Here is a 26,431-nt window from a genome sequence, read left to right on the forward strand (position 1 = left end):
GCTCGCGCGACGTGACGTCCGGCTGGCACGAGGGCGCGCTGCGGGAGCTCCTGTCGTCCTCGACGTTCAGCCGCGCGCCTGCTCGTGCTGGCCTGGTTGGGACGGAAACTTCGCTGGCTCGGTAGAGTGCGCCGGGTGCCTGCTCGGCCAGGGGCGTGAGCACGACGCGGTGGGCGCTCCCGCGAGCGACGATCTCGTACACCGACCGGCTCGCGTCCGGCGCCTGGACAGCGCGCAGGGTCGAAGCGGCTGGGACCAGCTTGCGCACCGGGGGCATCGAGGGGCATGTTGGTCGCGAGAGGCATGGACTGGAGCCGGTTCGACGCGCACGGGGAGAACAACTCCGAGGCCTTCGAGGCCTTCGCCGGTCAGCTCTTCGAGCGCTGGTGCCGGAAGGAGTATGCGCGCGAGCTCCGGGAGGTCCGGATTCCCGACGGGCGGGGGGGCGATGGCGGTCTGGACGCGTACGCCGTGCTGGCCTCCGGGAAGGTCGTCGGCCTGCAGGCGAAGTGGTTTTCGGGACACCTCGATCGCGACCGAATCGGTCAGATTCACGACTCCTTTCAGCGGGCGATCACGGTACGCCCGCACCTCGTACGCTACTGCGTCGCTCTGCCCCGCGCTCTGACCGACGACCGCGGACGCAAGGAAAAGACAGAATGGGCGAGGTGGAGCAACTGGATCGACAGGGCGACCGCGATCGCGCCGAACGTTCGAGTCGATCTCTGGGACGAGGCGAGGCTCCGGGAGCTGCTCGGCGAGCGGGAGAACGAGGGGTTGCACGCCTACTGGTTCCCCGGCAGCGTCCTCACACTGAATGACCTGACCCACCGTTTCGCCGCTGCCCGCTGTGGCTGGCTTAACGCGCGCTACGCTCCGAACCTGCACGCAACCGGCTGGCTGGAGCAGGATCTCGCGCTCCGTTTGGGTGAGCGTGAAGCGCGCGCGGAGATCCTCCTCTATGTGAAGGAGGCAACGGCCAAGCTGGAGGCGCTTCGCGAGGACGTGGCTCGCCTGGAGCGGTTATCGATGTTCGGGGGCGAGGTCCCTGACGCGGAGCAACTCCGCGTGGCAGCCCTCGACGCCCTGGACCGCATGATGGACGCGGGCAAAGCGCTGGCATATGCGCTCTGCCACACCACGCCCCTCCCGGCGCACCTGGAGCCGAGCGAGCACGACGAGGAGCACCTTCGTCGGCTCGCCGGGGTGCTCCTCGATCTCGAGCGCGACCGCTTCCATGTCCCCACGCGCAGCATCCGCGAGCACCTGGAGCGCTGCGTCGACGAGCTGGGGCGTCCATTTTCGTTGCTTCGGGATGCGTGGGCGCGCTGGCGCGGAGCGCGACTCCTCGGCGCCTACGTCGGTGCGCCGGGCGTCGGGAAGACTCATGGGCTGGCGCATGCCGTCGAGCAGCAGCTGAGCCGCGGGATGCCAGCGGTGATCCTCCGCGCCAGGGATTGCCCTCTCGGAGGGTGGGACGAGATCCTCCAGAAGGCGCTGGACCAACCTCGCTCCCGGCTCGCCGAGATCCTGAACGCCATGGAAGCGACGGCGACGCGCGCTGACGTGCGACGGGCGCGAAGGCCGGTGCAGAACCCGAATGGCGCTGCTGACGTCCAGAGCCCTGCCGCGCCGTCCGGAGCCGCCTCGGGCCATGATGACGGGGTCGAGCCCGAGCCGGTCTGCTTCCTGCTCGCGATCGACGGCCTGGAGGAGTCGGGGAAGCACCGCCGCTGGGCCGAGCTGCTCGGCGAGCTCTCGGCGCACCTCGAGCGCCACCCCCGCATACGGGCCGCGGTGACCCTGCGAACGGCCAGCCGCGAGGCGATCCTGGGCCGTGTACGCGTCGACCTCTTCCACGAAATCGCGCTCCCCACAGGCGGTGAGGTCGACACGCTGCTGCGGAAAACCTGTGAAGCGTGGGCTATCGAGCTCCCGGACAGGCGGATCCGCTGGGCGATCCGGGAGCCTCTGAGCGTGCGGCTCTACTGCGAGCTCCGTCGCCACAGGCCAGCGCGCCCACAAGCCTGGGGCTCTCGGCCCCAGGACGTGTCCCTCACGGCGCTGCTCGGCGAGAAGCTCCGGCGCATCGAAGAAGAGCTGCAAGACAGGGGCGGGTGGACCCGGCGCGTCCCCCTGCGCGAGGCGCTCACGGCGCTCGCCGAGGCCAGCATGGGACGCGGTGCCATGAGCCGTGACGACGCTGTCGCAGCGGTTTATGCAGCGGTCCCGCCCGCGCAGGGGCTCTCGATCCTCGACGCCCGCTGGCTGCTCGAACAGGCCAAGGAGCACGACCTCGTCACCGAGTGGCCGGTCGAGTCGGACGATCTCGGTCCGCCGATCCATCATGTCGAGCTGGCATTTGAGCCCCTCGTGGACTACCTGATCGCCCGCCGAGCATGCGACGCGGCGCGGGACGCGCTGGCTCGAGGCGAGGCGTCTCCGCTCCCCGAGGTGCTGCGGGATCGGCGCGACGCCTTGACGCAGACGGCGATCCTGCTCGCGCAGAATGGTATCAGCCTGGTTCGCTCGGGCCTCTGGCGCGATCAGCTGCCGCGCGAGGAGATAGAGCGTCTGGAGCTGAGGGCCATCGCCGCGCTGGACGACGGCGCAGCCCGCGCCTACCACGGATGGGTGCTTGAGCGGCTGCGGGCCAGCATGCCCTCGTGCCGGCGGGTGCTGGTGGAGCTCTGCGTTCCGGTGGCTCGGGACGTGACGCACCCTTTCGGCCCTCGCTTCGTCCATGAGGCGCTCCTGTCCCTCTTGCCGGCGAGGCGCGATCAGTTCTGGTCAGGTCCGCGGCATCTGCCCGGAAACGGCGGGCAGCCATGGGAAGGGAGCGGCGATCCGGCCTTGGAGGAGCTCACGCTCGAAGACGACCCGGCGGACGGTCCTCCGCTGCTCCTGGCGTGGGCGCTCACGTCGGTGGACACGGCCTGGCGCAGGCGCCTCCGCGCGGAGCTGGCGCGCTGGGCTTCCAGAGATATCGGCGAGCTGATCCGATGGTTGGATCTGGTGATTTGCACCAACGATCCCCAAATGATCGAGGACGTCTCGATGGTGGCCTTCGGGGCCGCCTGCCTGACCGGCGCGGATCCGAGCCTGGTGCAGCTCGTCCGGTGGGTCGACGAGCACATGCTCGCTCCGGACGCCCCGCATCGCCGGGAGGACGTCGTGGTGCTCCATGCAGCGCGCGGCATCGTCGAGCGCGCGCGCGCCGTGGGCGTCGTCGTGGATCCTGCCATTCTCGAACGGGCGCATCGGTTCTATGCGCCGATCGGGGAAACACTCCCCATCGACGCCGAGGCCGCCCGCGCGGCGAGCGATCATCACGGAGTCAAGCCTGTCTCGGCGAGGTTCGCCTGGTACGTCGTGCCTCCGGCCATCGATCCGTTCTTCCGATATGCGGTCTCGATGGATCTGCACATGTGGTCACCGGAGCGAGCAGAGGGGCTCGACCCGCGCGCCGCTCGAATCCTGCGCGCGCATGCGGAACAGGCGGAGCTCCCCGCGCTCTCTCCGCTTCGGTTCGCGTGCGGCGCGCTCGTGGCACACCTGCGTGCGGCGGGTTGGAACGAGGCTGAGTTCTACGGCGACTCGCGCGACGGGGCGCCGGCCGCGACCGTCGGGATGGATGTAGCGATCGCGCGGTACCACGGCGACGCCAGGGTACGTGGGGAGGTCAGCCCGGTGTGTACGGTGGCCGAGAAGTACATCCGGACCGGCTGCCGTCAGCTGCAAGCTTATCTCGCGGCGCGCGCGCCTGCGGACGTGCGCGGCGGAGCCAGCGGGTTGATCGAGCCGCCCGTGGATCCTGTGCGCATCGCCCAGATCGAGCCCAACCCTGCGAGCGACGCAGCTCTGGAGTCCTCCAGGGAAAGAGAGCCCTGGGTGTTCTGGGCGGATGGCGGCCTCGTCTCCTCGATCCACCTGGGCTGCCACGACCAGGTGGATCGAGCCGTCGAGTGGGTGAGGACAGCCCCGCCACCCGAGATCGAGCCCTGGCTTCGTCTTCCGAGAGGCGCAGCCCCGTGCTTCGAACCGGAAGAAGACGAGTGGATCACCCTCTGGGGAGAGGTTCGCGCGCGTGAGCGGGAGAGTCAGGCCGACTCCACGCTATGGATCGGAGCCGCCGCGGTGGCAGAGCGCGACGCTGGGTTGCTTGCGGTTCATGCGCGCTCTGTTGACCCACAAACCCTCGGTCGCCTCTGCAAGGACGGCGAGTTGGGGTGTGATGGCGTCGATGCTGGGGAGGCCATGTGGGCTCCCTGGTCGGAAGAGCGCATCGGAGCGTACGAGATTCCGATGGGCAATCGAGCGATCGAGCTGACGGGCACCTCTGTCGAGGCCGGCTATCATGGGCTTCGTGGCATCGCCCGATCCTGCAGGCTCCCGGCCAGATGGCTACGAGTTCTCCTCGGTCTCGTCGACGCGAAGCCCGTGGGAGGAGGCGCGAACTGGTGCTTCATGGATCGCGAAGGGCGCGTAGAGGCCGTTTATTCTCATCATTCAACGGGACAAATCACATGGCAGAAGGCGCTCGTGGTCAGGCGCCGCGCGCTCGAGCGAGCGCTGGACGCCCAGAATCAACGCCTCGTCTGGAGCGTCAGACTGCTTCGTGAACCCGCCCCCGGGATCATCGACCATCTCTCGAAAGACGCGCCATCTGCGCTTTACAGCTGGCTCTGGCTCGCGGTCATGGACGACTCGAGCGTCGGCGGCCCGAGGATCGACGTCGTACCCTTGCCCGGTTCAGGCAGCGTCCGCGGGGCTGACGAACCCGATGCTGCAAGCCGAGCGTCCCTGGCTCGATGCAGCGCTTCCGAGGCTCCGAGCGCCCCTGGCAACCCGGAGCTGGCCACACCGCTCTCCAGCGATCTCGATGACGATGAGGTCATCCCCTATTTTCTCTGGGACGATCCCATTCCTGTCAGCGAGGTTCGGCGCCGGCTGAAGAGCGCCTCGCCGCCCGAGCGCGACCGTCTGCTGGGCAAGATCCTGCGCGAAGCCCAGGACCCAGACGTCTGGCGGTTCACCACACCCGAAGAGGTCGCAGCGCGGTTCAGTCGTCTGGCGCGGCATCTCGGGCGACGCAGGCGCTTCTGGGAGTTTCTGCTGAAGCTATGGCACAAGGAGGGTCTACTTGAGCAAGAGCCTGCTTAGCCCGTTGCAGGAGGAGGTGCTCGCGGCCTTCTTTCGTCGCGAACGGCGGTTCTTCGTGACGGGGGGGGCGGCGCTCGCTGGCTTTCACCTCCACCACCGGCGAACTGCGGATCTGGATCTCTTCACGACCTCCATGGATCTCGACCACGCGGACGATGCCTTGCGAGCGGTCGCGGAGGAGCTCGGCGGCGCGATCGAGAACAAGGAGACAGCGCCCACGTTTCGCCGCCGCCTGGTGAAGCGGGGGAAGGATCGGGTGATGGTCGATCTGGTCGTCGATCGCACCTTCCAAGTCTACCCGGAGAAGCAGCTCTTCGGCGATATCCGGGTGGACCCGCCGGAGGAGATCTTGGCCAACAAGCTCTGTGCGCTGCTGTCCCGCTCGGAGATCCGCGATCTGGTAGACGTCTTCGCGTTGGAGCGGGCAGGCCACAGCGTGGAGGACGCGCTGCCTCGCGCCAAGCGAAAGGATGGTGCTGTGACGCCCGGCTCCCTGGCATGGATCCTCTCGGAGATCGAGATCGGCGATGATGCCTCCGTCCCGGGTGACATCCCGGTGCCGGAGCTGCGTGCCTTTCTCCAGGATCTCATCTCTCGTCTAGGGCGCTTGGCCTATCCCACGCGGAGCGACGAGTCCTGAGGAGCCTCTCGAGCGGCGCGAGGCTGGGGAGGCACGGATGTGCCGGCACCCCGATCCGTTCGATCTCTTGTTGTCGCCGATTACCAGCGTACCTGCGGGTTCGCCAGCCGCCCGGGGAGCGCCGGTGAACACGCCCAGCAGCCCCGGGAACGCGCCTAGCGCGCCGAGCGGTGAATGGCCAAGGCGTAGCGCGTCGGCCAAGCTGGCACCAGCGGGCCCACGGCGCGGCCGGCGTCGCGCGTGCTCCCGCTGCGCTGGCCGTGACCTACTCGTCGCACTCCTTGACGTGAAACAAAGCAGAGACGAGCAGCGCGGGATGGCCGTCGAGGGCTCGCTGCAGTTCGCAATCACCTGTCGAGAAGTCCACCTCGTGCGGGTCGCTGCCGACCGTCGCCACGACGTGGCAAAAGCCATCGTAGAAATCCTCTCTTGTGTGCATCGCGACATTCGGTAGAGGCTTGCCGTCGTCATCCTCGCGCTTGACGAGCAATGCAATTGAGCTGATCGGCGGGTCGTCGTCGCGCGCGCGGTCCAGGTACATCTCCGGCAAGGAGTCTTTCAGGTAGCACCCCGTCGACCACCTCTCCCCTGTTTTCACGAACCTCCGTCCATCATCGCCGGTATCGTAGCTCAGGGTTTCACCGTCGAGGGCGACGACCGCCTTCCCCGCGATGTCCGGATGGTTGGCGCACGCCATCGCTGGCAGCGACAGCACGGCCAGGAGCGTGAGCCGCGCGCTCGACATGGACATCGTCATCCGCCTCACGGGGTGTCCCACCAGATCTCGGAATAGGAACATACGATGTGCGGCTCGCGTCGCTCCAGGGTGCCAAGCACGGCAGCGACGCTCGGGGAGCAGGCGCCTGGCTCTTCCTCCACGAGCGTGGCGCGCATCGCGCTGAGCGGGAGGGGCGAGGTGACGTCCGCGCAGGCCGTCTCCCCGAGGCCGACGGGGAGCCCCGCGGCCATGCGGTCGCTGCATGCGCTGTCCCCATACAAACCGACGTCGGCGACGCACCTGCCCCCTGCTGGGGGACCACACTCGCACGGAGCGCAGGCGCGGTTGTCGATCAGCTGTTCGAAGAACTCGTGTCGTGTCAGGCCACGCCTGCAGGTCCCCTCGCTGCTGGCCTGCATGCAGGGGATGAACCCCGGCGGGTCCTGCGCCGTGTTGCCGGCGCACACCCGGACGAACCTTGCAGGAACGGGCGGCGGCTCGAATGTCGCCGAGGGTGTGCACGGCGAGAGTGTCGGCGGCACGTAGACGACGGACGCGAAATCGTCCGGCTGGACGGGCGACGGGAGCGCAGCGCACGTCCCATCCCATCCCGCTCCGGCGTCGAGCGCGATCGAGGTGCTTCCGCCTGGGCAGGTCATCGCGTTCGCCATGACCGTGGAGGGCAGCTCGCACGCCGCCGGACCGCATTCGCACGCATCGCACGTGTCCGGCAGCCCTTCAGGCGCGTCAACCATCCAGCCTTCCCACTTCGGTGGCTGGCCGTCGATACAGGGAGGTGCATCGTCCTCCGGACCTACCCACATCCACAGCACTGGAGCCGAATCGGCCGGCGGCGGAAGCAGCGGCACAAACCACTCGTCTTCGCACGCGAGCAGCGTTATCGCGGAGACGAACAGCAACATCGGACGCCGCATCAGAAAGGCCTCCGTGCCAGCGTCGCCATGCTCACGCGCTGACGGTCCAAAGCGGCATCGCCGACGCTCACCATCGAACGCGAACCTCCGCGCCGTGCGCCGTCACTCGAATCTGCGCGTCGTTCGGCAACCAGACGTACACGAGGGTGGCCGCGCCTGCTGCCGCCCCAGCGATCAACGCGCTGGTACCCAGGAGACGCATCAGCTTCCCGCTTGCGGCAGTATCGACCATCTCGTCGTAGTCGGGTTGAAATGCGGGGTCGACCGTGCTCATCAGCTGGGCGTGCTGTCGAGCCGCCTTCGCCTCCTGCTCGTACCCCTGCGCGCTCTGCAGGGACACGGTGCCTGCCACCAAGAACCCGACCGAGGCCACCGCGCCCGTCGTGACGATCCGGAAGTCCGGCCCGGACCGGCCTGCGCCCTGCGGCGGCCCTTTTGGCGCCGCAGGCCCGGGCGCACCAGGCCCGGAAGCCCCCTTCGGCGGCCGAGCGCGCTCCTCCGGCGCTTGTGCCGGCTTGTCGAACGTGAGCGGCACCTCCTTCGACTCGCCCGCCTCCACCTTCACACCCGCGCGCGCGACCTGCCCCTCCTGCCCGACGGCCATCACCTCGTGCTGGCCAGGCCTCACGTAGACGCGGCTGCCGTCCTTCACCCCCCGGCCGTTCACGAACATGCCCACGACGCCGGGCGGCGGCATGAGGACCACCTCACCCACGCGCCGCCGGGCCCGGGCGAGGTCGGCGTGCCGGTGATCATACAGGCGCCGCTCCACCTCCGTGCGCGGGGCCGGCATGTGCTCGACGCACTGCGAGAGCTCCACCACGGCCTCCTCCCAGCGGCCCATCCGCGCGTCGAGCTGCCCCATGTTGCACATCGCGACGTTCGACCGCTCGATATCGTACACCTCGCCCCACAGCTCCCGGGCTCGCGCGACGTCGAGCCGAGCCAGCGCCGCCCCGGCCTCGCGAATGAGCTCCTTGACGGCTCGCGAGCGCTTCAGAGGCGCCTCCGCGCGCGCGGGAGCAGCCGCGAGCAGCACGAGGAACAACACTGCCCACGACGGAAGCCAGGATGCTGATCGAGGACCTCGCACGCTCCACCTCGGGCGCGCCAACGTACGTGACCGCGCGCCAGCGTCACGTTCGCTCTCTACCATCCTCCGTATGTGTCTGGCCAGCGCTCCCGGCACGTGAGCGATGCCGCGAGGCATCTGGCGTTGCATTGCATTTCGGCGACGAAATTTCTCATCCCATCCGCATCGATCGCCGTCTCATCCTTCCGAAATCGCACCCGCGCGGAGGATGGCCCTTGGACGGGCGGTGCGAAGGAGGTCGCAGCGCTCTACCGCTGGGTTGACGAACTCCTCCACCGGCGGGCGCTCCGCTGTCCGCGGATGTGCTGGTGTGCGAGGCGGCGCTGTTCGACACCTGGGGCGACTACCTCGCGGCGCTCGGGCTCCCCGATCACGGCCTGGATCTCCCGCGCGCCACGCAGACCAACGCGCTCATGCTGGCGGCGTTCGAGCGGCTCGGGATCGCGCTCTGCGACCGCGCCCTGGAGCACGATCTCAAGGCGAAGGAGCGCGTCCCGATCGAGCGGCGGCTGATCTTCGCGTTCGATCTGCCCGCGCAGGACCCGGACGAGGCGGCGTTCGCCCCGCGCTTCGACGTCCTGCACCGGACGTTCCTGAGCTACCCGTCGCGGCTCGGGCCGCCGGATCGGCAGGGGAAGTTCTTCGCGCTGTACGAGGGGACGGTCGCGCGGCACCGCGCGAAGGGCGCGGCGAAATCGCGGTTCTCGCCGGAGGAGGCGGGGTGGGCGGCCGTCTGTTACGGGCTCGTGCGGCACCCGGAGTTCCACCTGTATTAGTCGTGGTTCTGTTGGATGTGCTGTCCGGGTTGCGCAGTCCCCTGCTCCCGCCCATGAAGATTCGGGAGGGAACAAGTCGTTTGCCGGCGAGCTTCGCGGTTTTGGCATTGCTGCTCCCGGGTGATCGCTGCGTCGCGTGCGACGATCGCTGCATCGCGTGTTTTCTCGGCGGCAAGCCGAGCGTCGTCCAGCCTGCGTTGAGCGACAATCGCCTCCTGCACCTCCTGCGCGCGCTCGGCTTTGCTCCGAGCCAGCTCTTCCGTGGCTTTCTTGAGGCTCGTTTGGAGCGATTTTTTTTCGAGGGTGAGCCTGTCCACGAGGTCTTTGTTCTCCTCGATGTATTTCTTGACCTTTGCCTCTTCATCGCGCTTCTGCGCGAGCGCTCCTTCTCGCGCGATCAAATCGGCCTCAAGCCGAGAATTCTTCTCTTCGAGCGCTCGCTGGCGACGGCCTTGCTCCTCTGCCTGGGCTCTCGCTTCCTCCGCCTGGTCTCTCGCTTTGTCCGCCTCGACTCTGGCTTGCTGGGCGGCATCCTGGGCCAGCGCGCCGAGAGCGATGCTCCCCAGGAGGAGCATGCCGGCGATCGGCAGGCCGATCAGCAATAAGCGGCGCTTGTACAACCGGGTAGACTCCTCGATTTGCCTGCGTTTCTCCTCAGCCTCGAATTGACGGCGTCTGACCTCGGTGAGCTCGATCTGCAGAGCAGCGCGCTCCTGCTCCGCCTGTTCCTTCTCCCGCTCGACGCGCGCCTTGTCTTCCGCGATCTCGGCGAGCTCCAGTTCGACCTGCCTCACTTCCGTCTGGATGGACGCTCGCTTCAAGCCCAGCTCCGCCGTCTCGCGGCGCTGGCTCGCGTCGAGGAACGCTCGCTCGTCATCCGACAGCGGGGCCGTCTTCGCGAGGCGCAGCGCGTCCTCCAGGACCACCCCCCGGAGCAGCGCGTCCTCGTCACGGCCCGATTCGATCCATTTCCACACCGCCTCCGCGATGAACCGCCGCTCCCCCTTGCTCTTCAACCACTCCATGTCGAGCGCGGTGCTGAAGATCCGGTTCCGGAGCTTCAGCTCTCGTCCCGCCGCGGTGCGCGCATCCTTCACCATGCCGCAGAGGCGCAGCTCCATCTGCACGGCGCTCTCCGTGTCGGCGGCGACGTCCTCCCCGAGGAGCAGGCTCCGGTAGAGGAGGATCTTGTCGGTCAGCATAGCCCCGGGTCGTCCGAAGGACGCATCCTCGAAGCGACGGGCTGCATAGTTCAGGTTCGGATCCTCGAGAGGGCGCTCGAGGAACTCGCGCCGCATGACCTCATCCACCGTCGCGTGCTCCGCTCCGACGGCGACGCGCGCATGGCCGGCGAGGGCGGCGCACGCGCGCATGGTCATGTACGGGTGTCCGTCGGTCCACGCGTAGATCGTATCGAGGAGCGCGCTCGCCTGCGCCCCGAGCGCGTCAAGACCCGGCGCGAGCGCGTCGAGCTCCGTTCGCGTGAAGTCGTCGAGCGGGATCGCCTCGCTGATGTTGAACGGCGTGACCGTCTTGTTCTTCACGAGGTCGTTGGGCGTGGTCACACCGATGAGGCAGAACGTGAGCCGCCGCAGATCGGCGTCCTCGCTTCGCTCCTCATGGAGCGCGCGGATCGTCAGGAAGAAATCCTCGAGCCCGAAGCTCGCCAGGCGGACCGCCTCGATCTCGTCCAGGAAGATCACCACGCGCTGGCTGCCGAGCTCCGTCTTGAGGAGGCGCCGCAGGCAGTCGCCGAAGCGCCTCGCGGGCGCGACATGGCGGTGTTCCTCCCAGAACGCGACCGGATCGTCGGCTCGCAGCCGGCGGGAGATCTCCTCGGTCAGCCCGAAGAACCACTCGTCCTCGCTCCCGGCCGTGCCGACCGCCGTCAGATCGACCGACGCGCACCGGATGCCGCGCTCCGCGAGCGTCCGCGCCGTCCGGACGCGCAGGCTGGACTTGCCGATCTGGCGCGGCGCCAGGATATGACAGTACCGCCCGTCGAGGAGCGCCTCGGGCAGCAGGCGGTCCGCGGGGCGCTCGACGTAAAATGAGCTCTCCAGCAGGCTGCCAGTGAACTGGAAGCGGCGCGGCGGCGCGTCGCGCGGGTCGGAAGCGGACGACGGGGGCAGGGCGTCCTGGCTCACCATCATGACCAGGATCGTAACGCGCCGGGGTCAGCAGCGCTCCCGGAAGTAGCTCGCCACGAGTACGTTGGGGACGTCGTACCCGCTGTCCGTCCGGTGCACCAGCCCCGTCTGGTAAAGCCGTGCGTATTCGTCGGCGCTGAGCTTGATGGTCGGGTCCCGCAGCACGGCGCAGAACGGTTTTCGGAGCTCTTCGCGCTCCGACACGACGAGCCACATCTGACGGAGAGCGGACGCGCAGTGCTCCACCTTGAGCCGCTCCAGGTCGAGCAGCTCGTCCTTGCTCGTGCCGGTCGCCTCCAGGAACAGGATGAGGCGGGACAGATACGGTTGCCCGCTCGTGAGCTCGAAGAGGCGCTGGAGCTCCTGGTCGCCCCAGCGACCGCCGTAGAGCCGCGCGAGATGGTGCAGTTGCTCGATCCGGAAGTTGTCGATCCGGATGTGGCGCGCGGCGGCGAAGAGCTCCGACACCGCGTCGGGTGCGTGGAAGTAGAGGCTGGAGCCGGGCGCCGCGAGCAGCAGCCGCACCGGAGCCCACCGGCCGTCCTCGCGGTTGTCCACCCACTGACGGAGCATCCGGGCGACCGGGTTGCCTGCTGGCCGACCGATGATCCGCTCCATCCGGTCGAGAGCGACAACGACGCGCTGGGGCGAAAGGGGCGGTGCCAGGATGCGCTGCTCGAGGAGCAGCGTTAATCGGCGATCGGGCGTGCTAGGCCTCTGCCAGGCGAGGTCCACCCAGTCCGCGACGGAGGGACCTACGTGGCCCCCCTCCTGGAGGGCTTTCGCGTAGGCGTCGACGAGGAGGAGCGCCATTTCCCAGAAGCAGGCCGGCGGGTCCTCCAGCGCTCGATCCGTCAGCAAACCGAGGTCGACGTGGAGGACCAACCGGTGGCCGCCAGCCGCGCGGTCCTCCTTCCGGATCAGCGCGATGATCCGGCGCATGACCGTGCTCTTGCCGGACATCGGCGGGGCCTTGAGGATGACCGGCGCGGCCGGGTGACGCAGCATATTCACGACGAGCTGCTCCTCGCTCGCGTGAGGGACGTACCACGCCTCGCTGTACCCGAGGCCCGGCGGCTCCGGCATCGCGGCATCCCCCTGCGATGCGAGCGCCACGCTCGGCCGCGACGGGGGCGCTCCTCCGTGCTGTACGGGCTGGGCCGGCCGCGGCCTAGTGCCGAGATCGCTCGAGAAAGAGTTCTGCTCATCGAGGGAGAAGCGATCGTAATCGGGCACCAGCCGCCATAGCCCCGTGCCCGCCTGCCGCCGCGCGATGCGGGGCCACACCCGCAGCGTGCCGCGGCGCTCCGCGTCGAGATCGATGCGCCCCGCGCTGTAGCCGTGTAGGCGGGTCACGTGGCTCCCCTGCGCGCCGTTCCATGTCTCCAGCCCGAAGAGCGACGCCCCCTGAAAGTGCCGCTGCGCGGGCGCGCCGCCGACGCTCTGGACCACCGCGTGCGGCTCGTGCATGTGGCCATAGACATGGCCGATGAACCACTGGGGGAGCAGGATGGACCCCTGGTAGAAGGCCAGCGCGTCGGGCGTCAGCCACTCGGGCGGATGGTGGGTCATCAGGAGGCACGCGTGGTGCTGTGCCGTCCACCCTCTGGGGCTTCCGTTACAGATCGCGTGGAGTTGATCCGGGTGCAGTGCGATCTGGCCTCGCTGGATCGAGCCGCTGAGGTGGAGGAATGCGGAGTTCAACCCGACGACGCCGAGAGATAGGCCGTCCTTCTGAATGGAGGCGGCGAACTCTCCCGGCAACAGGCCCGCGTCTCTCACCGTGAGCCAGGCCGGCGGCGGGTGGGCGGCGTGCCACGACCGTGTCCAGCGGGTGTACTCCGCGAATGCGGTGTCCACGACGTCCCGGTAGGCCTTCCCGTCGGTCTCGTGCCAGAAGAGCGCCCCCCGGAGGTCCTGATCGTGCGACCAGTTGAGCAGGGCTCTAACCTCTGGCGACCGCTCGCTCGGGCGCTGCAGATCGTGATTGCCAGGGACGGCCAGCAGCACGGGGGTGGAGCCGAGGTCTGCCAGGTGGGTCCAGAGCTGCTGGAGCGTTTCCGTCAGCCTGTCGAACTGATCGCGGGTGCCGCTCTGCACGAGATCGCCGGAGAAGAGCACGACATCGAACGGCCCCGCCTGCCTGTGGACCAGCGCCAGATCGCGGCGAAACTCGTCTTCTAGTGAGGGCCAGAGCGGGCCCATGCCCTTCATTCCGACGTGCAGGTCGGTCAGATGGAGCCAGCGGATCGACGGCATAGGTCGCATGAGATTCGTTCCGCAGAAGCCCGTCAAGCGCACTGCTGTGCACGCAGCTGCCAGCGCACCTTCGAGCTCGCCAGCCGCCCGGGGAGCTCTGGGGAACACGCCCAGCAGCCCCGGGAACGCGTCCAGCGCCGGCGGGGAGCGTACCCAGCAGCGCCGGGAATGTGCCCAGCAGCGCCGACGAGCGCGCCCAGCAGCTCCAGGGACGTGTCCAGCAGCTCCGGGGAGCTCCAGCAGCTCCAGGGACGTGTCCAGCAGCTCCGGGGAGCATATCCAGCAGCTCCAGGGACGTGTCCAGCAGCGCCGAGGAGCATGCCCAGCAGCGCCGGGAAGCGCGCCCAGCGACCGCCGGCATGCGCGCCCGAGCCGCTGGCCGGCATCGGGGATGGGCTGGCGTGCTCCCGACCGCTGCTGTCCTGGTCGCGGCGCTGCGGCGCACCGCTCCGCCCTCCGCCCCGAGCCCGGTCGCGCGTGACTCCGGTGGCTCGCATGGCAGGATGGCGGCGCGGTGGCGCGCTTCTTCAACACTGCCGGTCCGTGCAGGCCCGACATGCACTACATGGTCGATCCCCTCCGCCGCATCGAGCGGCTGCGCCGGCTGATCGAACGCCAGAGCTACTTCGTCGTGCACGGTCCGCGGCAGACGGGCAAGACCACGTCGTTCCTGTCCCTGGCCGCAGCACTGACGCAGGAGGGCCGCTACGCGGCGGCGCTCCTGTCCCTCGAGGTCGGGCGCGCCTTCCCGGAGGACGTTGGCGCCGTGGAGGCCGCCATCCTTCAATCATTTCACGATGATGCGGCCTTCCAGCTCCCGCCCGACCTGCGTCCGCCTCCCTGGCCCGACGGGGCGCCGGGACACCAGCTGGCCGCCGCGCTGGCTGCGTGGGCGCAGGCCTGTCCTCTCCCGCTCGTGCTCTTTCTCGACGAGATCGACGCGCTCACCGGCCCTACGCTGCTCTCGGCGCTGAGCCAGCTCCGCGGAGGCCACCGGCGAAGACCGCAGGGCTTCCCCTGGGCCATCGCCCTCATCGGGATGCGCGATGTCCGTGATTACAGGGTCACCGCGGGCGAAGGGGCCCAGCTCGGCAGCACCTCGCCGTTCAACGTGAAGGAGGAGTCCGTGCTCCTGCGCGATTTCACCCGCGACGAGGTGGCGGAGCTTTACGCCCAGCACACGGTCGACACGGGGCAAGTCGTCGCGCCCGAGGCGTTCGACCTCACGTTCCAGCTGACCGGCGGGCAGCCCTGGCTGGTCAACGCGCTCGCCAGGGAGATGGTGGACGAGCTCGTGCCCGACCGCAGCGTGACGCTCCTGCCCGCGCACGTGCGCGCCGCGCGCGACGCGATCGTCGTCCGGCAGGACACGCACCTCGACAGCCTCGCCGCTCGCCTGCGGGAGGAGCGCGTGCGCGCGGTGATCGAGCCGATCCTCGCAGGCTCGGCGCTGGGCGCGGTGCCGGAGGACGACCAGCGTTACGTGATGGACCTGGGGCTCGTCCGCCAGACGGAGGGCGGCGCGTTAGAAATCGCTAACCCCTCCTATCGGGAGATCTTCCAGCGCTTCCTGTCCCCAATCGCGGTTGCCTGTCGCGCTATCGACAGATGGCGCGAGGAGAACGCCGGTAGCATATTGTCGATTGACGAGCTCGATGCTGCGCTGAGTACGGAGCGCGACAGCTGGGGAGAGCTATGAGCCGACGCAGGATCGCTGTCAGGATCATCGGCTGACCCCCGCCGCCGCGCGCACCGCCACCTGCTTGCCGCTGAACGCCACCGCGAGCGCGTGCACCGGAGACGCGCCGGCGGCGCGGAGCTCGGCCGTGTAGTCCCTGTGGGCGATCTGCGACAGCCTCTCTTCCAGCGCTTGCTCCGGCGTCTGGCCGCCCCGCGCCACCTTCATCTCCAGCACGACGCCGGGTTTGCCCGGCTGCCGGGGCCGCACCAGCACATCGGGCCTCCCTTCGCCGGACTCGCGGCTGGACCGCACCTCGTAGTCCGGCTCCAGGGTGGCGAGCAGCCCTGCGACGAACCCGTGATAGACCTCCTCCGGGCCGAGGCGGCGCGCCTCATGGTACGAGAGGACATTCACGACGAACGCCCGGAGCTGCTCCTCGAAGGCGGTCACATCGCCGCTCAGCAGCGCCCGCACCAGCCGCCGCGAGCTCGCGCCCTGCCCGGACAGCCGCTCCTCCATCCAGTCGCGGAAGGTGCTGATATAGACCTCGCGCACCTCGTCGTTCGGGATCGACAATCGATACGCCGGCACATGGGTCGTCCCCGCCTCGACCGCCTCGGCGCGCAGGTACCCCGAGAACACGAGCAGGGCAAAGAGCGCCCGCGGGCTGCCCGGCAGCTGGTCGAAGGCCACGTTCTCGTCGAGCCGCTGCTCGATCGCGCCCCCCTCGAGCAAGATGGCGATGTCGTCCTCGACGTCGAGCGCATGGTGCACCAGCAAATCCCTGATGAGCTCGTTCGCGCTGATCGACACCCAGTAGCCGCGGGTGCGCCTGTCGTCGCTGGCCAGGAAGCTCAGCACGGACCAGGGATTGTAGACCACGGTCTCGCCGAAGATGTAGCCGTTGTAGGCCATGCGGACGCTCTCGAGCGTGTCGAGCGCGCTCCCGTCCTTGAGGAGCGCGATCACCTCGGGCTCGGTGAAGCCGAAGCAGGTGGAGAACTCGGTGCGGAGGAGCGAATAGACACCGATGTTGTTGAGGCCAGAGAAGATGCTCTCCCTCGCGATCCGCAGGACGCCCGTGAGAACGGCCCTGGACAGATGAGGGTTGTCCTTGATCCCGCCGGTCAGGAAGTCGAGGACGCTCGCGGGCGTAGCCCCCGACGAACCCGGCGTGGATCGGCTCGTCGTACTCGTCGATCAGGATGACGACCTTCTCGCCGGAGGCGCGGTGCAGGTACGTGGAGAGATCGAACAGCGCGCGCTGATAGAGCACTTCGTCCGCGGTGCCGTCGAGGATGGCGCGGTAATCTCGCGCCTCCCGCTCGCTCAGGGCGCCCCCGTCGAGAAGCGCCCGGTGCTCGTCGAACAGCGCCTCGATCTTCTTCTGGATGGCATTCCAGCACGCCTCGAAGGCGGGCGCCTTGACGTCCCGGAAGGTCATGAACACGACCGGATAGCGCTGGAAGTGCGCCCGGTACGCTTCGCCCGCGCGCCAGACGGAGAGATCCTCGAACAGGTGCGAGAGGTCCTCGTCGCGCCTCTCGAAGAAGTACCGGAGCATCGACAGGTTCAGCGTCTTGCCGAAGCGCCGCGGCCGCGGGAGCAGGAGCCCCACGAGCCCCGGACGGTCGAGGAGCTCCTGGATGAGGTGCGATTTATCGACGTAGACGAGCCCGCGCTCGCGGAGATCGCGGAAGTCGGAGACGCCGAGAGCGACGTGCTGAATCATGGGGGCGCTCGACGGGCAGGGCACCAGGAGCATGGAGAAGTGCGAGCTCGGCAGCAAGCGGGCAGCGCCGGCCGTCAGCCTGCGCCGCTCTGGCCTCCAGCGCGCGCCCGCCAACCCAGCGGCCGTCACGAAGGCGGCACGCACGAGCTCGCCGGGCGGCAATGTCGTGCGGGCGCGCGCGGCCGCGGAGGGTATCCTGAGCAGCGCGCCCGATGCCTCGCCACGCCCCCCGCCCCCGCCGCCTCGCCGTCCCGCGCCGCGCGCTGCTCGAGGCCGCCGCGGGCGCGGCGCTCGCCGGCGTCCTCGGCCTGCCGGCGCGCGCGCTCGCCGCGCAGGGCAAGGCCGCGGAGGACGAGTTCTTCCTCTTCCTCCACGCGTCGGGCGGCTGGGACGTGACGCTCTGGGCCGATCCTCGCAACGAGGCCAGGGGCCTCGTGAGCCCCGCGACGACCGACAACACGGACACCGCGGGGCTCCGCCTCTGGGTCGACGCGCCCGCGGCTGGCGGCGCCAAGACCTTCGCGCCGGTCACGCCCAGGGGCTCGAGCCTCGTGTTCGGCCCCGGCATCGGCGCCCTCGCGGACATGCACGACCGGCTGTGCATCCTCAACGGCCTGGCGATGAACACCGTGAGCCACCCCGACGGCACGGCGTTCTCGACCACGGGACGGCACCTCAGCGGCGGCCGCACCGTGGCCTCGAGCGTCGACGCGATCTGCGGGAGCGAGCTCGGCGCGAGCCAGACCTTCCCCGTCGTCTCGGTCCAGTTCCCCTCGGCGTTCGTCGGCGATCGCCTCGATCGGCGCGCCGTCCCGCTCATGGTCGGGGAGATCGGCACCCTCAGCCGCTCGCTCTCCCGCGCGCGCCACTACGACACCGACGAGGACCGCGCCGCGGTGACCGCGCTCCTCTCCGAGGAGGCCAGGTCCCTCGCCGCGCGATCCAGCCACACCGACGCCCTGCGCGGCTTCGCCATCCAGGCGGAAGGGCTGGGCAAGATGCTGAGCGCAGGCCTCCAGGACGTGTTCTCCAGGGGCAAGCTCATCCAGGCGCACCCGGAGTTCAACCACGCGGCCCGCTTCGCAAGGCAAGCGGCCGTCAACGCCGCGTTTGCGATCGAGGCCATGCGGCGGAACGTGGTCCGCTGCGTGAGCTTCTCGAGCAGCGGGTTCGACACGCACACGAGCACCTACCGGCAGCACGCGGCCACCCAGCAGGAGCTCTTCGACCTCATCGCCGCCCTCCTCGGCTCGCTCGACAGGACCCCGCACCCGACCCGGGCCGGCAAGAAGCTCTCGGATCACACCCACCTCCTCGTGACGAGCGACTTCTGCCGCACGCCCCAGCTCAACACGGCGATGGGCCGCGACCACTACCCCAACAACTCCGCCATGGTGATCTCCCCGCGCTTCCGCGGGAGCTTCGCGTTCGGCAAGACCGACCCGGAGCAGCTCCTGCCGGCCCCGGCGAAGACGTTCCGGGGCGGGCCGCGGCCGATCGCCCCGCCCGACCTGCTCGCCACCTTCCTGTTCGCCTTCGGCATCTCCCCGCGCGAGCACCTGCGCGACGGCGAGGTGGTGCCGGAGCTGCTCCGGTCGCCGTGACGCTCCTCCGCCGAGCGGCGTCCGCCGCCGCGCTGGCGCTCTCGTCCTCGGCGCTGACGCTCTCATCCTCCGCGTTAGCGCTCTCGTCGTCTGCGCTGGCGCTCTCGCTCACCGGATGCGCGGCGCAGGCCGCGGCGCCCCTCCCGCCGCTCGTCGTGCGCGAGGTCGCGTGGCCGTCCCCGGGGGAGCTCGGCCCGGTGCGCGCGGTCGCCGACGACGGGCGCCGCGTCGTGGTGTTCCACGACGGCGCCGCGGCCGTCTTCGTGAACGGCGCCCTCGCGAGGGTGGAGCGCGCGCCCCACCGCTGGGTGAGCGCCGCGGCCCTGCCCGCGCCCGACGGCTACGGCACGTGGATCGTCGGCGTCGACGCCGAGGGCCGGCTGCTCCGGCTCCCGGGCCAGGGGGCCTTCGAGGTCGTCTCCGACCGCTACGGCCTCGAGCGCGCCGCGGTGCGGTCCGCGATCGGCCTCGGCGAGGGCGGCGCCGCCTTCGCGCTGGACCGCGAGATCGCGGTGGCGGACGGCGACACCGTCACGCGCTACGCGACGGGCCCGCTCGCGACGCTCGCGGCGGGGGCCGGGCGCGTGGCCTTCGCGGCCGGGGGCGACGGGCTCGGCGCCCTCGACGTCGCCACGAGGGCGTTGCGATCGTACCCGCTCCCGGCGGACGGCGCCGCGCCGCTGCTCGCCCTGACCGGCGCGGGCGCGCTGCTCGCGGCGACGCCCGCCGCGCTCTACGCGGAGGACGGCGCCGGCGTCCTGCGCCTCCGCTTCCGGGCGCGCGCCGCGCTCCACGGGCTCGCCGTCTCCGGCGACCGCGCTTGGTTCGCCGACGGCGACGAGCTCGGCATGCTCGATCAGGCCGGCGCGCGCGAGACCCGCGGCGCGCGCCTCCCGCAGGGCGGCAGGCTCGTCGGCTCGCCGAGCGGCGACGTGTGGCTGCTCGCGTCGGGCGCCCTCCGGCGCTTCGCCCCAGCGGACGGCGACGGGCCCGCCTGGGGCGAGATCGCGCCCGTGTTCGCCCGCGCGTGCGCGCGCTGCCACCTCCCGCGCGGCGAGGGCGGCGTCGACCTCTCCACGCCCGCGGCGTGGGCTTCGCTCCGCGAGGCCATCGCGCGCCGGGTCGTGGACGAGCGGAATATGCCGCCCCCGGGATACGCGCTGTCGGAGGCCGACCGCGCGCGGATCCGCGCCTTCGTCGGGCGCGCAGGGCCGCCCGCGCGGCCGTGATGTGGGCTCGCCGCCGTGGCCGCGACGCGCGCTCGCCCGCGCGGCCGTGAGGCGCGCTCGCCGCCGCCGCGCGCCCGTCTTGCGCTACCCTGGGGCACCATCGCGAAGAGGAGAGCTGCCTGATGATGTCGTTCAGCCCGGATCCGCGCGTCGCCGAGCAGCAGATGCACGCCATCATCTACTACCTCACGGGGTTCGGGTACATCGACGGCGAGCTCGATCCGACCGAGAAGTCCTTCATCCGCGGCTACATCCACGACCTCGTCCGGCAGCGCGCGCGCGACGCCCTCGGCGTCGGGGCCCAGGAGAACGAGGACGTCGTCGGCCGGTGGACCAGCCACTTCCACGAGGTCTTCTCCGAGATCGACCACCAGATCCAGAGCCATTTCACCGAGAGCGTCGCCGAGGGAGAGGACCCGAAGGACTTCGTCCTCTCCAAGATCAAGCTCCGCTGCTTCGAGCTCCTCGACGGCTTCGACGACGACAACCGGAAGGCGCTGCTCGCGACCGTCGACGAGCTCATGCTCGCCGACGGCGTCGTCCACCCGAACGAGCAGCGGTTCCGCGACGAGCTCTCGTCGCTCCTGTCGGCGTCGCCGATCGAGATCGACGACGTGGACATCGAGACGATCGAGCAGGGCGCGGTGGTGATCGATCCGGCCACGCGCAAGCAGGCGCGCGAGGTCGATCACCCGTTCTTCAAGGCGTTCGAGTGGGACTACGCGAGCGATCCGGCCACGTTCGCGGAGCAGGCCAAGGTCGACATGGACCTGATGCGCAGGTTCGAGGCGAAGCTCGAGGAGCAGCGCGCGCGCGGCGCGGGCCGGCTCGACGGCGCCGCGGATCTCGCGGGCTTCGCCGGGCAGGCGCCCTTCCTCGACGGCCACGTCTACGTCGCCTCGCCCGACCCCGCCGAGGACGTCGAGCTCCTGGTCATCGGCGACCTGCACGGCTGCTACTCGTGCCTGAAGGGGGCGCTGATGCAGGCCGACTTCTTCGCCAAGGTGCAGGCCCACCGCGACGACCCCGCGCACAACCCGCGGATGATGCTGGTGTTCCTGGGCGACTACATCGATCGCGGCAGGTTCAGCTACAACGGCGTCCTGCGCACGGTGATGCAGCTCTTCCTCGCCGCGCCCGACAGCGTCTTCGTGCTGCGCGGCAATCACGAGTACTACGTCGAGCTGAACGGCCGCGTCCTCGCGCCGGTGCGGCCCTCCGAGGCGATGAGCTCGCTCGCGGCCATCGCCCCGAACGAGGTGTTCGCCGCCTACATGCGCCTCTTCGAGGCGCTCCCGAACATGCTGGTCTTCGACAGGATCCTCTTCGTCCACGCGGGGATCCCGCGCGACGAGACCATCGCCGCCCGGTGGACGTCGGTGTCCTCGCTCAACGACCCGGAGATCCGGTTCCAGATGCTCTGGAGCGACCCCAGCGAGGTCGACGCGATCCCCGCGGAGCTCCAGAGGTCCACGGCGCGCTTCCCCTTCGGCAAGCGGCAGTTCAAGAGCTTCATGCAGAAGCTCGGCTGCACCACGCTGATCCGCGGCCACGAGCGCATCCCGGAGGGCTTCCGCGTCGTGCACGACGACCCCGACGGGGTGCTGCTGACCCTGTTCTCCGCGGGCGGGAAGACCAACGACGACCTGCCGGAGGCCAGCAACTACCGCGAGGTCACGCCGATGGCCCTCACCATCCGGTACAAGGGCGGCGTCAGCCAGCTGACCCCGTTCGCGATCGAGTACGAGCGGTACAACGATCCCAAGTACAACGCGTTCTTCCGCGAGCAGCTGCCGTCGCTCTAGTCAGAAGTCCGGCCGAGGCGATCGGTCGGCTGCTCGGGCTGCGGTGGTGGCGATGATGCTCGGCGCCCTTCACCGCGGGCGATGCGGCGGCGGAGGGCGCCCCGTTGGGCCACGCCGGAGCCGCCCTCGGCGGCGAGACAGGCGGAAACTATGAAAATCGCTGCTGTTTCCGGCGATCGCTCGTCGTCGAGCGGTTCTGACCTCCGGAGGCCGCGCCGCGGTCGCCGCGCTTCAATGCCGCGCGCGGCGATCGATCGCCTTGATGGCCATCCGGGCCGTGTCGCACACGCGGTCAACGTTGCTGCGGGTGCCGGTCGCGGTGCGCTCGAACGGCTTGGTCTCATCCTCGAGCAGCCGCTCGAGCGCCGGCCGCACCCGCGCGTCGCCGACGTCGCCCAGCATGCGCGCGGCGTCCTGGCGCACGAACGGATCGGCGTGCCTCGTCAGCTCGGTCAGCACCTCGAAGCCCGCGGCGCGGTCCTGCCGGACGAGCGCCCGGCAGGCGCTCATCCGGTGGGAGCGCTCCTCGCCGAGCGCGAACGCCCGCAGCCGCTCCACGAGCGCCGGCGCGTCCACGTGGACGAGCACCTGCAGGCCGTACATCGCCACGCTCGGCTCGGCGTGATCGAGCATCGCCGTCGCGGCGGCGACGAACGCCGCGGCCTCCGACGGCGGCACGCCCCGGCTCGCCATGCCCGCGAGGCGCCAGCCCGCGTCCGTCGCCACGCCCTTGCGCGGGTCGCGGGCGCGCGGCGCGAGGTCGGCCAGCAGGATCACCTTCGCCTCGTCCAGGGCGCGGAGGGCCGCCGACGCGATCGAGCCGTCGGCGTCGTCGAGCAGGGCGCGGGCATCGGCGGCCCAGCGCGCGGGATCGCCCTTGCACACGACCTTCAGCGCCGCCCGGCGCGGCCCCGGCTCCGGATCGCGCAGGAACCGCCGCGCCCGCGCCCCCGCGCCGTCGTCGAATTTGCCGAGCACCTGGAGCGCCTGCTGCCGGACGCCCGCCTCGGGGTGATCGAGCCGCGCGATCACCAGCTCGAGCGTGTCCCCGCCCAGCCGCGGCAGCTGGCACATCGCCGCCAGCGCCGCCGCCAGGCGCTCGCCCCGGCGCAGCGCGCCGGCCAGCTCGGGCTCGAAGCCCGGCATGCCGGTGCCGAACCAGTGGAAATCGTACCCGGCGAGGAGCTCGTCGAGCCAGCGCTCGTACCAGTCGAGGAAGCCCTCGTTCTCGGGGAAATACGGGCGCCCGCCGTCGAGGTCGATGTACACCACCCGGCCGCGCGCCGGCCCGGTGACCACGAGCTGGCTGAAGTAGCTGCAGCCCTGCATGCCGAGGCTCAGCGTGCCCCGCAGCGCGCGGTCCATCGCCTCGTCCTCGCCGGGCAGGAGCACATCGAGCCAGTCCTCCCCGGGCGGCAGCGTGTCGGGGTGCAGCGGGCACGCGGTGTCGAGGTCGTCGATCGCCTCGTACCGCGCCTCGTCGCACTGCGCGAGCGTCAGGAGCCCGTAGAACGGCCCGGCCCCGCCGTGCCCCACGTGCAGGAGGAACGCGCGGTAGTCCTCGGGCAGCCGCGCCCGCCGCGCGGCCTCGAACGCCGCCACCTCGGCCTCGGTGGCCGGCGGCCTCAGCTCGAAGCGATGAGCGTCGCTGCCAAAACACGAGAGGCCCCGCTCCCGGACCGCGGTCAGCTTGGCGACTATCCCATCGAGGCGCTCGCGCACGGCCTCACGCTAGCACCGGCGAGCGCCGCCGCGCGCCCGCCGGATCACGGCGCCGGGCGCTCGACGGGGGGCGGGCGTGGCGCCAGAAGGGCGCCGCGAGGCACGCGCGCCCGCCGCCTGCGGCTGCGCTGGCGGACGCGTCCCCTCGATCCTCTGGTAGACTCGCTGGCGCGTCGAGCCGCGCCGACCTCCCGAGCGGAGCGCAGGGCCTCCTGCGGATCGCGAAGGAGCCCGGCGCCATCGTCGTCCGCGATCCGCGGGACGTGATGGGCCCGCGCGACCGCCGCGGGTCGGACTTCATCGCTGCAGCCGATGTCCTCTTCTTCGTCTCTTTCTTTCACCGCGCTCGCCGCGCTCGCGCTCGCCGCGACGGCGGCCGAGGCGCGCGCCAGCGCCGCGGAGGGCGCGGCGAACGCGGGCGGCGTCGAGCTCGACTGGATCGCGCCCGGGGACTGCGCGGATCGAGGGCGCGTGCTGGCCGAGATCGAGCAGCGCCTCGGGCGGTCGTCCGAGGCGAACGGCGAGCCGCTGCTCAAGGCGCGCGCGGTGGTGTCCCGGAACGGGCGCGGGTCGTGGGATCTCCGCCTCACGACGACGCTCGGCGAGACGACACGGTCGCGCGAGCTCCACGGCGAGACCTGCGCCGAGCTCGCGGACGCGGCGGCGCTGATCATCGCGCTCGCGATCGATCCCGACGCAGCGAGCCGCGGCACCCCGACGGCGGAGCCGGACACCGGCGCGGCGCCAGGCGACATCTCCGGCGCGGATCCAGGCGCCGGCGCGGATCCAGGCGCCGGCGTGGCGCCGGAGGTGGACGCATCTCCGGACGCGCCCACCGCCGCCGAGGCGCCGCCCGCGGCCACGCCCCTGTCAGGGGCCACCGCGGCCCCGGCGCGGCGCCCGTCGCGCTCCCTCGAGCTGCGCGGCACGCTCAGGGCCTCCGGCGTCCTCGACACCGCCTCGCTCCCGGCGCTCGCCCCGGGCGCCGGCATCGCCGCGGGCGTGCTGATCGGAGCCGTCCGCGTCGAGCTGTCCGGCACCTACTTCGGCGCGCAGCAAGCGTTCGTCGAGCGGACGACGATGGGCGGCGACGTCCAGCTGACCACCGGCGGAGTGCGCGTGTGTTACGCGATGCGTTATCGCTCGATCGAGCTCGGACCCTGCGCCGGCGTCGAGGTCGGCGTCATGAGCGCGGCCAGCTTCGGTGCGGCGTCGCCCGGCTCGAACCGGGCGCTCTGGGTCGCGCCGCACCCCGGAGCGCTCGCGACCTTCGCCCTTTCGGACCGGCTCCGCGTCCCGCTCACGCTCGACGTTCCGTTCCCCGTGACGCGCGATCGGTTCGTGCTCGTCGGCATCGGCGCGGTCCACCGGAGCGCCGCCGCCGCGCTCCGCGCCTCGCTGGGGGTCGAGGTGCGATTTCCGTGACGGATCCGGACAGCGCCGGCCATGTACTTCGCGTGACGAGGACGTCCCCCGCGTCGGCGCTTCCCTTCGCGGGGTCCGTGTTCGATCCGCGCTTCGGCGTCCACGACGGGCCCGCCTCCCTCGACTTCGACGCGGTCTACGACGAGCACGCCGACTTCGTCTGGCGAAACCTGCGCCGGCTCGGCGTCAGCGAGGCGAGCCTGGACGACGCCTTCCAGGACGTCTTCGTCGTGGTCCACCGGCGGCTCGGCGAGTTCGAGCCGCGGTCGAGCGTGAAGGCGTGGCTGTTCGCGATCCTCTGCCGGGTGGCGCGCGATCACCGGCGCCTCGTCCGGCGCAAGGGAGGGCTCGAGGAGCTGCCGGGCGGCGTGGCGGACCGCGCGCCGGGGCCGGCGGAGCGGCTCGAGCAGGTCGAGGCGCTGAAGCTCGTCGACGCGCTCCTCGCGGAGCTCGACGACGACAAGCGCGCGGTGCTCGTGATGGCGGAGATCGAGGAGCTGAGCGCGCCGGAGATCGCCGCGGCGCTCGACGTGAAGCTGAACACGGTCTACTCGCGGCTGCGCGCCGCGCGCCGCGAGTTCGAGCTGGCGCTGGCGAGGCGCGGGGGCGGATGGCCATGAGCGATCCGGGCGAGAAGGCGCGCGCGCTCCTGAAGGCGGCTCAAGCCGACGGGCTCGCGCCGTCCGACAAGGCGCGGCTCCGCGCGGCGCTCGCGGGCAAGCTGGCGCTAGGCGCGCCGCAGGAGCCGTCCGGGGAGGCGCCCACCTCGCCCCCGCCGCCGCTCGCGGGCAGCGGGGCAGGCGGCGGCGTGCTCGCGGGCAAGGCGGCCGGCGGCGTGCTCTCGGGCAAGGTGATCGCGGCGGGCGCGCTGATCGGCGCCGTCGCCTTCGCCGGCGGGTTCTTCACCGGCAGGGCGACCGTCGACGTGCCTCCGCCGGCCAGCGCAGCGCCGCAGGCGAGCGCGCCCGCGGTGACGCCGCCCGCGGCGCCTCCTCCCGCGGTGACGCCGCCCGCGGCGGCTCCAGCCGCCGCGCCGGCGCCGATGGCGGCGCCCTCGCGCGCCGCCCGCGCGGTCGCTTCCGCACCGCCGCGGCCGCTGGATCCGGGCGCGGAGGACGCCGCGCGAGCGCCCTCGACAGGCGGCGGCGAACGCGAGCCGGCGCGCCCGCGCGGCGGACAGCCGGCGACGCCGAGCACGCTCGCCGCGGAGATGGCCCTGCTGCGCGAGGCGCAGGACGCCGTGCGGGACGGCGATCCGTCGGCCGCGCTCGATCGCCTCGACGACCTCGGCGCCCGGTTCCCGGAGGGCCAGCTCCGCGAGGAGCGCATGGCCGCGCGCGTGCTCGCCCTCTGCGCGGCAGGGCGGGCGCCGGAGGCGCGCGCGGAGGCCGAGCGGCTCCTCGGCGAAGCGCCGGGCTCGGTGCACATGGGCCGAGTCCGCGCCTCGTGCGCGTTCCGAGAAAATCTCGACTGACAGAGACGGATGTTCCTCGCGCCGG

17 protein-coding genes and 1 pseudogene are annotated in these 26,431 nt (G+C 70.9%); 10 read left to right on the plus strand and 8 right to left on the minus strand.

Annotated features, from left to right (window positions below; translation table 11 throughout):
• Positions 1-285 precede the first annotated feature (285 nt).
• Together ACSRUE_RS09880 and ACSRUE_RS09885 are read left to right on the plus strand one after the other, a co-directional pair.
• Positions 286-5,163 carry a hypothetical protein gene (locus ACSRUE_RS09880; RefSeq protein ID WP_441290772.1) on the plus strand — a complete coding sequence of 1,626 codons (4,878 nt, stop codon included), beginning with the start codon at positions 286-288 and terminating at the stop codon, positions 5,161-5,163.
• Entirely contained in the window at positions 5,144-5,803 is a 660-nt protein-coding gene (locus tag ACSRUE_RS09885; protein ID WP_441290773.1) for a nucleotidyl transferase AbiEii/AbiGii toxin family protein, read from the plus strand. Before ACSRUE_RS09880 ends, ACSRUE_RS09885 begins: the two co-directional genes overlap by 20 nt.
• Before the next feature lie 265 nt (positions 5,804-6,068).
• On the opposite strand, the gene ACSRUE_RS09890 is transcribed toward ACSRUE_RS09885, so the two are convergent.
• The 3 genes from ACSRUE_RS09890 to ACSRUE_RS09900 all read right to left on the minus strand — a co-directional run bounded on the left by ACSRUE_RS09890 (position 6,069) and on the right by ACSRUE_RS09900 (position 8,507).
• Positions 6,069-6,554 carry a hypothetical protein gene (locus tag ACSRUE_RS09890; protein WP_441290774.1) on the minus strand — a complete coding sequence of 162 codons (486 nt, stop codon included), beginning with the start codon at positions 6,552-6,554 and terminating at the stop codon, positions 6,069-6,071.
• 11 nt (positions 6,555-6,565) lie between these two features.
• The gene (locus tag ACSRUE_RS09895; RefSeq protein ID WP_441290775.1) at positions 6,566-7,276 is read right to left on the minus strand and encodes a hypothetical protein; all 711 of its coding nucleotides are present in this window, start codon (positions 7,274-7,276) and stop codon (positions 6,566-6,568) included.
• Positions 7,277-7,523: 247 nt separating this feature from the next.
• Complete coding sequence (locus ACSRUE_RS09900) at positions 7,524-8,507, minus strand: tetratricopeptide repeat protein (RefSeq protein ID WP_441290776.1); 984 nt, start codon at positions 8,505-8,507, stop codon at positions 7,524-7,526.
• Positions 8,508-8,857: 350 nt separating this feature from the next.
• On the opposite strand from ACSRUE_RS09900, the gene ACSRUE_RS09905 reads away from it, so the two are divergent.
• Positions 8,858-9,325, plus strand: a complete 468-nt coding sequence (locus tag ACSRUE_RS09905; RefSeq protein WP_441290777.1) for a hypothetical protein — start codon at positions 8,858-8,860, stop codon at positions 9,323-9,325.
• On the opposite strand, the gene ACSRUE_RS09910 is transcribed toward ACSRUE_RS09905, so the two are convergent.
• Together ACSRUE_RS09910 and ACSRUE_RS09915 are read right to left on the minus strand one after the other, a co-directional pair.
• Entirely contained in the window at positions 9,322-11,478 is a 2,157-nt protein-coding gene (locus tag ACSRUE_RS09910) for an AAA-like domain-containing protein (RefSeq protein ID WP_441290778.1), read from the minus strand. The two genes, ACSRUE_RS09905 and ACSRUE_RS09910, sit on opposite strands and share 4 nt — an antisense overlap.
• A gap of 24 nt (positions 11,479-11,502) precedes the next feature.
• Positions 11,503-13,734 carry an AAA-like domain-containing protein gene (locus ACSRUE_RS09915; RefSeq protein ID WP_441290779.1) on the minus strand — a complete coding sequence of 744 codons (2,232 nt, stop codon included), beginning with the start codon at positions 13,732-13,734 and terminating at the stop codon, positions 11,503-11,505.
• A 556-nt stretch (positions 13,735-14,290) separates the two neighbouring features.
• Here ACSRUE_RS09915 and ACSRUE_RS09920 point away from each other — a divergent pair.
• Positions 14,291-15,433 carry an AAA family ATPase gene (locus ACSRUE_RS09920; RefSeq protein WP_441290780.1) on the plus strand — a complete coding sequence of 381 codons (1,143 nt, stop codon included), beginning with the start codon at positions 14,291-14,293 and terminating at the stop codon, positions 15,431-15,433.
• Positions 15,434-15,457: 24 nt separating this feature from the next.
• Here the strand turns inward: ACSRUE_RS09920 and ACSRUE_RS09925 are convergent, their stop codons facing one another.
• Positions 15,458-16,384, minus strand: a complete 927-nt coding sequence (locus ACSRUE_RS09925; RefSeq protein WP_441290781.1) for a PD-(D/E)XK nuclease domain-containing protein — start codon at positions 16,382-16,384, stop codon at positions 15,458-15,460.
• 265 nt (positions 16,385-16,649) lie between these two features.
• Positions 16,650-17,180, minus strand: a pseudogene (locus ACSRUE_RS09930) (AAA family ATPase); the annotation flags it as partial.
• A gap of 179 nt (positions 17,181-17,359) precedes the next feature.
• On the opposite strand from ACSRUE_RS09930, the gene ACSRUE_RS09935 reads away from it, so the two are divergent.
• From ACSRUE_RS09935 to ACSRUE_RS09945, 3 genes are all read left to right on the plus strand, one after another.
• Entirely contained in the window at positions 17,360-18,751 is a 1,392-nt protein-coding gene (locus tag ACSRUE_RS09935; protein WP_441290782.1) for a DUF1501 domain-containing protein, read from the plus strand.
• Entirely contained in the window at positions 18,748-19,980 is a 1,233-nt protein-coding gene (locus ACSRUE_RS09940) for a c-type cytochrome (protein ID WP_441290783.1), read from the plus strand. The genes ACSRUE_RS09935 and ACSRUE_RS09940 overlap by 4 nt, the downstream gene beginning before the upstream one ends.
• 122 nt (positions 19,981-20,102) lie before the next feature.
• Entirely contained in the window at positions 20,103-21,785 is a 1,683-nt protein-coding gene (locus tag ACSRUE_RS09945) for a metallophosphoesterase family protein (protein WP_441290784.1), read from the plus strand.
• Positions 21,786-22,016: 231 nt separating this feature from the next.
• On the opposite strand, the gene ACSRUE_RS09950 is transcribed toward ACSRUE_RS09945, so the two are convergent.
• Entirely contained in the window at positions 22,017-23,507 is a 1,491-nt protein-coding gene (locus ACSRUE_RS09950; RefSeq protein ID WP_441290785.1) for a HEAT repeat domain-containing protein, read from the minus strand.
• A gap of 312 nt (positions 23,508-23,819) precedes the next feature.
• On the opposite strand from ACSRUE_RS09950, the gene ACSRUE_RS09955 reads away from it, so the two are divergent.
• From ACSRUE_RS09955 to ACSRUE_RS09965, 3 genes are read left to right on the plus strand one after another with little or no spacing between them, the layout of a single operon-like run.
• Positions 23,820-24,932, plus strand: coding sequence for a hypothetical protein (locus ACSRUE_RS09955; protein ID WP_441290786.1), 1,113 nt, complete (start codon positions 23,820-23,822; stop codon positions 24,930-24,932).
• Positions 24,929-25,552 (plus strand): RNA polymerase sigma factor, encoded by a 624-nt coding sequence (locus ACSRUE_RS09960; RefSeq protein WP_441290787.1) that lies wholly within the window; start codon positions 24,929-24,931, stop codon positions 25,550-25,552. The genes ACSRUE_RS09955 and ACSRUE_RS09960 overlap by 4 nt, the downstream gene beginning before the upstream one ends.
• Complete coding sequence (locus ACSRUE_RS09965) at positions 25,549-26,406, plus strand: hypothetical protein (RefSeq protein ID WP_441290788.1); 858 nt, start codon at positions 25,549-25,551, stop codon at positions 26,404-26,406. Before ACSRUE_RS09960 ends, ACSRUE_RS09965 begins: the two co-directional genes overlap by 4 nt.
• Positions 26,407-26,431 lie beyond the last annotated feature (25 nt).

Origin of the sequence: Sorangium sp. KYC3313 (genome assembly GCF_052075895.1) — a bacterium.
Classification (GTDB): Bacteria; Myxococcota_A; Polyangia; order Polyangiales; family Polyangiaceae; genus Sorangium; species Sorangium cellulosum_B.

What these genes read in the sequence shown, in the direction of transcription:
- ACSRUE_RS09945 (WP_441290784.1), top strand. Translation starts at nt 20,103, where the DNA reads ATGATGTCGTTCAGCCCGGATCCGCGCGTCGCCGAGCAGCAGATGCAC.
- ACSRUE_RS09890 (WP_441290774.1), bottom strand. Translation starts at nt 6,554, where the DNA reads ATGTCCATGTCGAGCGCGCGGCTCACGCTCCTGGCCGTGCTGTCGCTG.
- ACSRUE_RS09880 (WP_441290772.1), top strand. Translation starts at nt 286, where the DNA reads ATGTTGGTCGCGAGAGGCATGGACTGGAGCCGGTTCGACGCGCACGGG.
- ACSRUE_RS09955 (WP_441290786.1), top strand. Translation starts at nt 23,820, where the DNA reads ATGTCCTCTTCTTCGTCTCTTTCTTTCACCGCGCTCGCCGCGCTCGCG.
- ACSRUE_RS09915 (WP_441290779.1), bottom strand. Translation starts at nt 13,734, where the DNA reads ATGCCGTCGATCCGCTGGCTCCATCTGACCGACCTGCACGTCGGAATG.
- ACSRUE_RS09965 (WP_441290788.1), top strand. Translation starts at nt 25,549, where the DNA reads ATGAGCGATCCGGGCGAGAAGGCGCGCGCGCTCCTGAAGGCGGCTCAA.
- ACSRUE_RS09920 (WP_441290780.1), top strand. Translation starts at nt 14,291, where the DNA reads ATGCACTACATGGTCGATCCCCTCCGCCGCATCGAGCGGCTGCGCCGG.
- ACSRUE_RS09935 (WP_441290782.1), top strand. Translation starts at nt 17,360, where the DNA reads ATGCCTCGCCACGCCCCCCGCCCCCGCCGCCTCGCCGTCCCGCGCCGC.
- ACSRUE_RS09895 (WP_441290775.1), bottom strand. Translation starts at nt 7,276, where the DNA reads ATGGTTGACGCGCCTGAAGGGCTGCCGGACACGTGCGATGCGTGCGAA.
- ACSRUE_RS09910 (WP_441290778.1), bottom strand. Translation starts at nt 11,478, where the DNA reads ATGATGGTGAGCCAGGACGCCCTGCCCCCGTCGTCCGCTTCCGACCCG.